8 protein-coding genes are annotated in these 11,402 nt (G+C 38.9%); 1 reads left to right on the top strand and 7 read right to left on the bottom strand.

Annotation, left to right across the window (positions count from 1 at the left end; all coding sequences use genetic code 11):
* Positions 1-57: 57 nt before the first annotated feature.
* The 6 genes from ENLAB_RS12795 to ENLAB_RS12770 form a co-directional block, all read right to left on the bottom strand.
* Positions 58-846 (bottom strand): MerR family transcriptional regulator, encoded by a 789-nt coding sequence (locus tag ENLAB_RS12795; RefSeq protein WP_244351475.1) that lies wholly within the window; start codon positions 844-846, stop codon positions 58-60.
* 251 nt (positions 847-1,097) lie between these two features.
* Positions 1,098-5,966 carry a mucin-binding protein gene (locus ENLAB_RS12790; protein WP_244351472.1) on the bottom strand — a complete coding sequence of 1,623 codons (4,869 nt, stop codon included), beginning with the start codon at positions 5,964-5,966 and terminating at the stop codon, positions 1,098-1,100.
* A 529-nt stretch (positions 5,967-6,495) separates the two neighbouring features.
* Positions 6,496-6,849, bottom strand: coding sequence for a RidA family protein (locus ENLAB_RS12785; protein WP_077453995.1), 354 nt, complete (start codon positions 6,847-6,849; stop codon positions 6,496-6,498).
* 114 nt (positions 6,850-6,963) lie between these two features.
* Positions 6,964-7,344: a DUF7006 family protein gene (locus ENLAB_RS12780; protein WP_077453996.1), complete on the bottom strand. Its 381-nt coding sequence runs from the start codon at positions 7,342-7,344 to the stop codon at positions 6,964-6,966.
* Between the two features lie 304 nt (positions 7,345-7,648).
* Positions 7,649-9,136: a helix-turn-helix domain-containing protein gene (locus tag ENLAB_RS12775; RefSeq protein WP_077453997.1), complete on the bottom strand. Its 1,488-nt coding sequence runs from the start codon at positions 9,134-9,136 to the stop codon at positions 7,649-7,651.
* Between the two features lie 291 nt (positions 9,137-9,427).
* Positions 9,428-9,904, bottom strand: a complete 477-nt coding sequence (locus ENLAB_RS12770) for a YehS family protein (RefSeq protein WP_244351469.1) — start codon at positions 9,902-9,904, stop codon at positions 9,428-9,430.
* 258 nt (positions 9,905-10,162) lie between these two features.
* Here ENLAB_RS12770 and ENLAB_RS12765 point away from each other — a divergent pair, with 258 nt between their 5' ends.
* Positions 10,163-10,612, top strand: coding sequence for a DUF305 domain-containing protein (locus tag ENLAB_RS12765; protein WP_244351468.1), 450 nt, complete (start codon positions 10,163-10,165; stop codon positions 10,610-10,612).
* Positions 10,613-10,742: 130 nt separating this feature from the next.
* Here the strand turns inward: ENLAB_RS12765 and hisIE are convergent, their stop codons facing one another.
* Positions 10,743-11,375: a bifunctional phosphoribosyl-AMP cyclohydrolase/phosphoribosyl-ATP diphosphatase HisIE gene (hisIE, locus tag ENLAB_RS12760; protein WP_244351467.1), complete on the bottom strand. Its 633-nt coding sequence runs from the start codon at positions 11,373-11,375 to the stop codon at positions 10,743-10,745.
* Between the last annotated feature and the right edge of the window lie 27 nt (positions 11,376-11,402).

The following is an 11,402-nucleotide window of genomic DNA, read 5'->3' as shown; positions in this document are numbered from 1 at the left end:
TAAACTTGCTGAATCACTAAGTACCAATAGATACGTTTCTCCTTGATCGATCCCGTTTTAATCGGGTTGATCAAGGAGAATTTCTATTTTACTCACGTATTCTTCTGGTAAATTCGTCTCATGAAAATCAATCAAGTAGAACTCATAAAAATTCCCTTTCGCGATTAGTCTATTTTTCTTTAGGTAACTTTTTAGTTCTGCTAAAGCAGCTAAACGCTGCTTATATGTGCCCGTATAATAAATAGCGAGATACTCTCCTGCAGGCATTGTAAATGCCTTCTCATCTGCCAAATCGTTTGTCAGACAATAGAAAACTTGATGCCTAAATGCGTCTTCGTGCGGCAGTAAAATCGTTCCGAAAACATTTTGATTATTGGCATGGAGCTCTTTTTCAAATTGTTTGTGCAGGCGCTTAAGTTCAAAGTACAGGTCTTTCCCCAACGTATCTTTTTCTTGACTTAAAACAAGGTAGCGTTCTTCATAAAAAGTACGTTCAATTTCATGGTTTTGCTTTTTTTCAGCATAGACAAGCAAGTCAATTCGCTCTTTTAACAAATCTTGTTTCTCTTTTAACGCATGGATTCTGTCTTCTAATTGCTCCATCTCGAAATGCAGGATTTCTTTGGTCAACGCTTTATTCTTTGTATCCAAGTAGTTCTTAATTTCCTCAAGTGACACATCGAAAAAACGCAGATCTCTAATAGTATTTAATCGCTCAATATCCTCGTATGAGTAATCTCGATAGCCATTCTCAGTATAGTTGGGTGACAATAAACCAATCTGTTCATAGTATCTAAGAGTATGCGGGGTAATATCATAATTTTCACTCACTTGTTTTATCTTCATCGTTCCATCCCTCCCTTTATCTTTCATAGCGTGTCTCTGTCACAAAATCATATCATAATTTTCTTCAGAAAACGAAGGAGTTTTTCTATTGAAGTGGTCAGAAGGTTTGGTGTGTGATAGTACTTGAACAAGCTTCAAATCATAATGAAAAGACTGCTGATAATTTTCCAAAATTAGTATTGGAAATTATCAGTAGTCTCCTACTTCGTCAGTACTCTATTCCATTTCATAAGAAAGCTATTTCTGATTCCTTATTTTCGTTTCTGTCTTAAGAAAAATGCTAGCAGGGATGATACCGCCATAGTCACTCCAGCGTATAATATGAAGGGATTGGCTTCTTCTCCAGTTTTCGGAAGAATTTTTTCACTAGTTGCTGTTTTTGTTGTTTCTTGTACTTTAGTCGTTGTTTTCTCACCAATAGATGGTGTTTCATCCTCTGGTTTTGTCTGATCATTTGGCGTGTTGCTTGACTCTTTTGATGGGTCTGTCGGATCGACTTCGTCTGTTGTGTTTTTTGTATACGTCACAATCAGCTCTGTATCTTCATCTTCTGCAGTCATTCCTGTTTGTTCTTTAACCGTCGTAAGATCTGCCGTGTAACCCTCAATTTGCTTGCTTTTCACCTCATCAAATGTCGTGTCATCGTTTGCGGCTGCCCAGTCACTATATACGATTTCACCCGTCAACAGGTTGGTTGTTTCATTACGTGTATAGGTCAAAGTTTCCGTATAACTTTCTGCCGCTTTGCTGCCATCTTCATAGACATAATGAATCGTCCGAGAAACCTCGTTGCTTTCTTCTTTCGTTTCCGTATTCGCTTTATAAGTCACAGTCAACTCGGTATCTTTTACATCGGGTTGAATATTTGTAACTGCTTTGATCAACTCATTATCTGGTGTGCAATATTCAATCATTGGGCTGGAAACTTCGGCAAAAGTCGTGTCGTTGTCTTTTGCCTTCCATTCGCCATAGGTAACTACACCAGTTGCCAAATTCTTTGTGATCTCACGGGTGAACGTGACTTTATCGGTATGATCGTCCGCCGCTTTGCTGCCATTATCATACACATAATGAATGGTTTGCTTAACTTCCTTAGTTTCTGTTGCGGTTTGCATTTTTGGCATATACATAACGGTGACTTCGATGTCTTGATTATCAACCGCTACTCCTGTAACTGCTTCGATTGTTTCCTTATCGACGGTATAGTTCTTAATCATAGGACTTTTCACTTCATCTAATGTCGTATCGTTATCTTTGGCTTGCCATTCGCCATAGGTCTTGTCACCAGTTGCTTCGTTGGTAGTGACCGTCCGCGTGAACGTGACCGTGTCTACTTTATCTGGAGCAGCTTCTTTGCCATCTTCGTATACATAATGAATCGTTTGTTTGACTTCTTTGGTTTCTGTTGATTTGGTCATGTTTGGCGAGTAATTGACCGTCACTTCGCGATCTTCTGATTTTTCTGTCAGCCCAGTGACTTCTTCGACTTTTGCTTTGTCTGCGCGATAGTTCTTGATTTCAGGACTTTTCACTTCATCAAATGTCGTATCATCATCTTTGGCTTGCCATTCGCCATAGGTCTTGTCACCAGTTGCTTCGTTGGTGGTGACCGTCCGCGTGAACGTGACCGTGTCTACTTTATCTGGCACGGCTTCTTTGCCGTCTTCATACACATAATGGATCGTTTGTTTGACTTCTTTGGTTTCTGTTGACTCAGTTATATTTGGTGAGTAAGTGACAGTTACTTCGCGGTCTTTGGTGTCGGCTGTCAAACCTGTGACTTTATCAATGCTTGTTTTGTCTGCGTGATAGTTCTTGATTTCAGGACTCTTCACTTCATCAAACGTCGTATCGTTTTCTTTGGCTTGCCACTCTCCAAAAGTTTTGTCACCTGTTGCTTCATTCGTTGTCACTTTGCGTGTGAACGTAACCGTGTCTACATTGTCTGGCGCTGCTTCTTTGCCGTCTTCATACACATAATGGATCGTTTGTTTGACTTCTTTTGTTTCCGTAGATTCGATCATGTTTGGTGAGTAAGTGACAGTTACTTCAAGATCTTCTGATTCTGCTGTCAAACCTGTGACTTTATCAATGCTTGTTTTGTTTGCGTGATAGTTCTTGATTTCAGGACTCTTCACTTCATCAAACGTTGTATCATCACCTTTGGCTTGCCATTCACTATAAGTTGTTTGATTTGTCGCCAAGTTTGTGGTAACCGTCCGCGTGAAGGTTACTTCATCAGTATGATCTTCTGCTGCTGAATCACCATTTTCATAATTATAATGGACGACTATTCTGATTGTCTTTGTTTCAATTTTTGTTTCCATTTTTGCTGCATAGGTGACAGTGATTTCAGAATCTTTATCATCTTCATTTACCCCTAAAACCTCCTCCACACTTACTTTATCTGGTGCGTAGTTTTCGATCTTAGGACTTTTCACTTCATCAAACGTCGTATCATCATCTTTAGCTTGCCATTCTCCATAGGTATTTTCTTCTGTTGCTTCATTCGTTGTCACTGTGCGTGTAAAGGTAACCGTGTCTACTTTATCTGGCGCTGCTTCTTTGCCGTCTTCATACACATAATGGATTGTTTGATTGACTTCTTTGGTTTCCGTAGATTCGATCATATTTGGCGAATAAGTGACAGTTACTTCACGATCTTCTGATTCTGCAGTCAGACCTGTGACTTTATCAACCCTTTTTTGGTCCGCATTGTATTTGTCAATTTCTGGACTTAACACTTCGTCAAACGTCGTGTCATCATCTTTAGCTTGCCATTCTCCATAGGTATTTTCTTCTGTTGCTTCATTCGTTGTCACTGTGCGTGTATAGGTAACCGTGTCTACTTTATCTGGCGCTGCTTCTTTGCCGTCTTCATAAACATAATGGATCATTCGCTTGACTTCTTTGGTTTCCGTAGATTCGATCATATTTGGCGAATAAGTGACAGTCACTTCACGATCTTCTGATTCTGCAGTCAGACCTGTGACTTTAACAACCGTTTTTTTGTCCGCATTGTATTTGTCAATTTCTGGACTTAACACTTCGTCAAAGGTCGTATCATCATCTTTGGCTTGCCATTCACCAAAAGTTTTGTCACCTGTTGCTTCATTCGTTGTCACTGTGCGTGTAAAGGTAACCGTGTCTACTTTATCTGGCGCTGCTTCTTTGCCATCTTCGTATACATAATGAATCGTTTGTTTGACTTCTTTGGTTTCCGTAGATTCGATCATATTTGGCGAATAAGTGACAGTCACTTCACGATCTTCTGATTCTGCAGTCAGACCTGTGACTTTAACAACCGTTTTTTTGTCCGCATTGTATTTGTCAATTTCTGGACTTAACACTTCGTCAAAGGTCGTATCATCATCTTTAGCTTGCCATTCTCCATAGGTATTTTTCCCTGTTGCTTCATTCGTTGTCACTGTGCGTGTAAAGGTAACCGTATCTACTTTGTCTGGCACTGCTTCTTTGCCGTCTTCGTACACATAATGGATCATTCGCTTGACTTCTTTGGTTTCCGTAGATTCAACTATCTTTGGCGAGTACATGACAAATTCTTCAATATCTTCTGAATCGGCCTTTACATCCATGACCTCATCAATAAATTCCCTATCTGTAAAGTAGTCGTCTATTTCTGGACTCTTGACTAAGTCAAAGGTTGTATCATCATCTCTTGCTTGCCATTCACCAAGCGTTTCTTCGCCAGTGGCTAGGTTCGTTATCACTTCTCGAATAAATTCGACTGTATCCACATGGTCTGGGGCAGCTTCCATACCGTCTTCATGCAAATAGTGAATGATTCGTGCAACAATTTTTCTTTCTTCCCTGGTTTCTATCAAGGGACTGTAGATATACGTGACCGTTTGCGGAATATTGCTAAAAATAATTTTTTCTTCCCCTTGTACTTCCTTCAATGTATAGTTAGGAATATCTTCAGGAACAACTTCAATTGAATCGCCAATATTTCCACCAGTCAGTACATTCGGAGGCAATAATTCCTGACCATCTTCATCTAAGTAATTGATAGTGACTGGTGCGCCTTCAATAAACCGAGGCTGCCACACATAGGTGTCCGCCATCGTTGCTCCATCATAGGTCAACACTAGCTCCTGTGACTTCAATATATTTTCACCATATGGCGCTTCGACGGTACCAGTCCCAACATTTTGCCAATAGCCGGTATAGTAACTGGAATGAAAACCATACATTCCACTAGGGTCAACTAAGTTCACTGGATAGGGATTGCTTGACCAATTGTTCCATCCTACAAAACTAAAATTTGGTCCTAACTTCAATTCCTTTAAGTACCAAACATTGGCTAAAAATTGGTTCATCCCAGCTCCTAAAGAACTTATTACACCACTGCTATCAAAGTTCGACAAATCTAGCGTTGTTCCTCGAAAGCCATAAAACATACTATTCATTGTCGTTGCTTGACTCGTATCAAGGTAAGTCAGCCCAACAATCTCATCCAATTCTGATGGAACTTTTCCATAATGAGAGGTGCTCTCAAACAGACCAGGCACATTTGCTGGCAAAATGACTGGCGCAGTGAGAACAACTTTTTTGATGACCATGTTTTTGAGAGAATCATCTAATGGGATCACTTGATCCACGGTGGTAGACAGTGTGCCTGCTCCTACAGTTAATACACCTTCGATATCTAATGTTGCTGGCGCCGTCCCCCAATTGCCTGACCAAAGGAAATTGTCTGATTCCGCTGCTTTTATTTTCAACTCCTCATCAGATGTTGTACCACTCTCAGTTACTTCTGCCTCAGTGGATTGTTCTACTATTTGCTCTGCGGATGATTCTGATTGAGAATCATTTGCTGTTGATGATTCCGCTAACGCTTGTTCTTCTGCGCTTTTTTCTATTTGTGTTTCTGAATCAACGGTTTCTTCGACTACTGCTTGGTCGGCTGTGACTGATTGTTGTTCAGGTACTAATTCGTTAGTACTTAGTGTTGTTTCTTCTGTCGGTGATGTAGTGATCGTTTCCGCTGCTGCCGGAATACTGACAAATACTTGGGTAATCAAGGGACTGCCTAATATAAAAACAGAAGAGCTGACCAAAATACGTGATAAAAGCTCTCTCTTCACTGGTATCATCATTTTTCCTTCTTTCAGTTTAAGTAAATGAAATCAACGACACTCTTTCCAATTAAAAAAAAGCTGCCCTTTGACAACTCCGTCTTACAGCTATGTAATGCGTTCGTAGTCTCATTCCTTATGATTGCATTATTGCATGGTTTTCAAGTGCGGACACGACAACAATCGTCACGAAAAAGACAAAATAAGTCCTATTTTATAAAGCGAAAATAAAAGAATATAAATACATCTGTTTCTGAAAGCATTGATAAAATAAAAAAATATCACATAATTTGTTACCTAAAATTGATGTGCACCATTTTTATAAACTATTTGGGTACCTAATGAAAAAACTTTGAAACAATCGAACACTCCAATTATTTCTAAGGAAAAGATGGTTACAGAGGGTTAAAAAAGGAGACTGGATATTCAGCCTCCTTTTTATTACTCCTTTTTATAGGAACAGCCAAAAATCCCTGTTCTTTCAAGTTCTCCTGCGATTAAGGGTGAAAAACTAAACCGAATTTTGAATCCTCCATGCTTCCCAGACATGTTATCCTTTGAAAGCAATGGCGTCGATTTGAAAAAGGATCCCTACCTCACCCGAATGAGCAAATGCTGTCTGAATCGATTTTCTCACCGGAAATTTTCTATGGAATTTTTCTTTCAGAATCTTTTCCATAATCGGGATATCAAAAACATCTTTAAAAAGTACATCCATTTTGACTACATCTGTTAATGACAAATCCACTAATTTCAAGCGTTCTTCCAATTGATCCAGTGCTCCTACAATCTGTTGTTCGATAGACTGTCCGATATTTCCCACACAGTAGCCAACAAAAACAAAATTCCCTGCTTCGATCACGCCTGAAAGTGCCCAATCCTCATTGATATCATATCGTTTCATTCGCTTCTCCTTTATATTTCTTTTTGTAATAGACGCTGTCTAATACTTGCCTTGTTCTATTCTTGACCTTGTATGACTTCAATCGTCAACCATGGCATACCAACTGATGAATTCCTAATCCACCGAAAAATGCAAAGAGTGCGGGGTTGGGGCGGTCAAAGTCAGCCCACATCTTTCTTTAAAGTAAGTCTTGCTGTCTTCGTTTGCCACTTGCAAGATTTCCGCTTCAGTAAAAGGCACAACATTATCACTTCCCCGCAGCTCAATACACTCCAAAATAATCAAAATTTCTGCTTCAAGCGTATTGATTCTTGCAAACTGTTCGAAAAAATTTTCTTGATTGACTTCTTGAATTGCTCTGCGAACTTCTAAACAATTTTTTTGAATCTTTTCTTTGAGTTTTAAATACCCATACTTACTGAAAATTCGTTCAGATTCCTCAATATAAAAGTTCAAATATTCTTGCAATGTGTGGATCTTAAATGGTTCCTCCATCGTAAGCACCTCCTTTATTTTAGCTGTTGATTCTTATGTAAAAGGAATTGTTCTAGCATTGTATGTCTGTATTATCACACGGTTTTTAGCTGGAAACGCGTCAATATGTGACTGATTAAATACAAAATACGTCCTGTTATATACAGCTAATTGATTTACCTCCAAACTTCGTTGGCATTCAAGAGAACCTGAAACACTCCTGTTCAACGAATTTATATCCTCTGGGTATAAAGAAAAACAGTCAATACTCTCAGATTTGAGAATACTGACTGTTTGCTGAAACTTGGATAAATCAATCACTTTTTTATTTTTGATTGGACCTATTCTGAAATGTTTCCACCGCCTCAATTAGTTCTAGCCAACGATCGCCAGTTGGAAAGCTATTCCATTTAAAAAATTGGACGTTCGGATTTTGATCAAGAAAGGCTTGCCGATCGACTGGATAATCGGTCACAACAAAATCTGGTTTCTCAGAAACGAAAGATAGGGTATAGCCAAACCAGCGTTTCAACCGTTCTTTTTGCCTGATTTCTTGGATTTTTCCGAATTTTGATTCATGAAAAATCCGCACGGTCGATCGATCGATCTTTGCTACAATTGAAAGAAGCATGCTGTATTGAAATAACAAGCGATTATTGCCAGCGTACATACTAGCAAAGAGTGGTGTTTGTTGGGTAAGGGTTTGATACAGCTCCTGAACAAGTGGAAAAATCTTTGGAAACACTCTGCGATAGTCCTTATCCGTTGTCGTTTTTCCAAAAGCATCGATTTTGTTTTTCGATGGAAAAACAACAGAAACAGAATGAATGTACAAAGCATTAATAAGAAGATAGTCAGTCTCACCTTCTGGTACAAGAAAGATCTTCTGAGCAGTTTCCGCAAATAATCTTGCTGTTGCTAGTGCTTGTTCTGAGAAATGATCGTCAATTGATGGATGGCTAGGAATCTCTTCAGGTAAATACGTCGTCATTACAGAGAACATGTAATATAAGAAAAGAAATTCTGCTTCTGGAACGTCATTTAGAATCAAGTTATCTCTTAACAATGGTTTAATAAGCTCTTCTTTGAATTGTTCAAAGGAAATCGTGAGATGGACCATTTCCTTCATCTCCTGAGGAATCTCATTCACAGGAAACCCTCTTTTTAAACGATAAAGACTTATCGCAAGCAGCTGAACAAATTTTTCCTGATCAATACCGCGATAGCAGCTGGGGTAACTCGTTAACTTGTCCTTAAAGGAACGAATGCTCTGTTTCGACAATCCGAAATGACGGACATTTGTTGCATCATAGATCTGCCAATACATAATATGGAAAAAATGACGAATGCGGTATTCTTTTCCCACGAATAGTGGCTTCCTTTTTAAGTTAAGTTTGATTTGGTAATTTTCTAAAATACTCTCAATTTCCTTGAGTTTTCTTTGAACGGTGCGATTACTGACATAGTGTTGTTGGGCGGTTTCTTCTAAGGACACATATTTATCACTAAAGAGTCTGTCTATAATTTGAAATGGCATACTCTCTGAGAGCATGACCGAATAGAGCTTGGATAATAAAAAATTAGGAGCAAAATAAAGCACCAACTCCCTCCCCTCATGCATATCGATCTCAAAAAAAGGATAGGAGTTTTGTAAGTCTCTGGCCCGCTCAAAAACTAGCGCTATTCTTCTTTTTGACAGATTTACTTTGTCAGCAAGGTCACTCAATCGTTCACGATCAATCGCCTGTTCAAAAAAATACGCAAATAGTTCATAGACATCTTGGTCTAATTTAGTTAAAAGAAACTTATACATAGCACTACCTCTTAACTTTATTTTTAAGGTAATTATACTCTTTTAAACATGTATTTTCATTTAGTAGGTATTAATTCTCGTATCAGTGGTGAATGAGTACGTCAAGTTCCAACAAAAAGAATTGAAAAGAATAATCTGTCAGTTGAGTTACTCATTTTTACTCCTTGTATGAACCCCATCAGTTTTATAATTGTTCAACAAGAGCTGATACTATGAGATTTCAAAAAAAAAAGACACATAAAATGCATCTCTTTAACGGCCATTTTGTAAGCTCATCCTATTTTTAGATTTTTACTTGTTGCTCCGATACTCGATCGTCAATCCTTTTAAAAAGTTGCGGGCATATTTGTCTAAGCATGGTTTGTAATTGCGATGGCCTTCTTTGCGTAAAATGGCGCCTAGTTCACCTTTTGAAACCGTAACTCCAGCCTGCTGGAAAATGTCCAGCATTTCATCCGTGGTGAGGGAAAGGGCAATTTTTATTTTCTTCAACATCAAATTATTCACATTGCCATTGTTTAGCTCTAAGACAGGTTCTGCAGCATCTGGCTTTGTTCCTCGTTGCGAGCGAATCAAACCATTTAAGAAACGCTCAAAGGCTTCATTGGTACACTCAATCTCGTAGGTCTCAGGATCTTTTTTCTTCAATAATTGTCTTACTTCTTCTTTTGCGAAAGAAGCGCCGCCAAGTTCAAAAATTTTCACCATGTCGGTATCCTTGATATCCAAAGCATAGCGTAAACGCGTTAAGCGATCATTGTGATTCATTCTATACACCATCCATTTCTTAGGTTGATTATAACAAATAAACCTAGACGAGTAATCCTGTTTTCGCTTTTTTACTCTGAGAATCCATTGTTCTCGTTCAGATGTATATCGCTTCTCTCCTTCCACTTCCTCCGCTATACTTGATTTAGGGAGTAAATTTCTTCTAACAGAACAATAAACGAAAAAAAGCATCAGTTACAATGATGTTTTGGATTGCTTTATTGTTTTTATTTTGTATACAAAAAGGAGAGGAAAGAAATGAAGAAATACGGGAAATTTTTGGTGATGATTGGGGTATCGACGGTGATTATGTTTTGTATGATGTATTTCAATGTCTACGCCCTCGATCATATCTTTTTCAGCCAAACCCGCCTATTTATGGCACTTATGATGGGCGCGATGATGGCGATCATCATGCTGTTATTTATGTGGAAGATGTATGACAACAAGAAAATGAATATCGGCATTCTAGTTGTCAGTGTTGTACTCTTTTTTGGTTCACTGTTTATGGTCAGAAGCCAAACTGCCGTGGGAGATACGGCCTGGATGAAAACCATGATTCCCCATCATTCGATTGCGATTTTAACCAGTAAAAATGCCGATTTGTCTGATCCAAGAGTAAAAGAACTTGCAGAAAAAATCATTGACGCACAGGAAAAAGAAATCAAGGAAATGAAAGAATTGATCGAAGAGTTGGAAAACAAATAGCCATTTTGTGTGCTCACTCAAAGTACTAGCAGATCAACTTTATCACACAGATGCAAAGCCCTTCAAGCAATGGCTGAAGGGCTTCTTTTTTATCGTCAGCTGCTTTCTTTCTACTGAAAAATCCTGACCGTTATTGCATCCGTTCTTGTTTGACTTTCTTATCCACAACATGACGCTTGGCAAGTTCTTGGCGAATAGCAGCTAACTCAATCCCCATTTCTGCCATTAAAACCAATGTATGGTACGCCAAATCAGCAATCTCATAAACGGTTTCTTGACGGTCTTCCTTCATCGCCCCAATCACGACCTCGGTTGCTTCCTCGCCGATTTTTTTTAAGATTTTCTCACTGCCTTTTTCAAACAAGTAGCTGGTATAGCTGCCTTCTTGCGGGGTATCTTTACGACCTTTTATCAGCTCATATAACGCATCAATGGTCGGAGAGGATTCTGTACCATAAAGCACCTCTGTAAAGCAGCTTTCTGTGCCTGTATGGCAAGCAGGTCCTTCTTTTTTTACTTTGGCGACTAAGGCATCTTGATCGCAATCTGCGGTCAATGATACTAAATGCTGGTAATTGCCGCTAGTTTCTCCTTTGCGCCATAATTCTTGGCGACTGCGGGAATAAAAGGTCATCAATCGGTCCTTCAAGGTCAAGGTCAAACTTTCTTGGTTCATATAAGCCAAGGTCAAAACTTCATTCGTTTCCACATCCTGCACGATCACTGGAACCAATCCTTGTTTATCAAATCGTACTTGCACCATATTATCCACTCCTTCTATTGCCTATCA

The sequence above is a fragment of the Enterococcus innesii genome (assembly GCF_022846515.1).
In the GTDB taxonomy this organism is placed as follows: Bacteria; Bacillota; Bacilli; order Lactobacillales; family Enterococcaceae; genus Enterococcus_D; species Enterococcus_D innesii.
The sequence above is the reverse complement of the archived record's forward strand: the minus strand, read 5'-3'. Positions and strand labels throughout refer to the sequence as shown.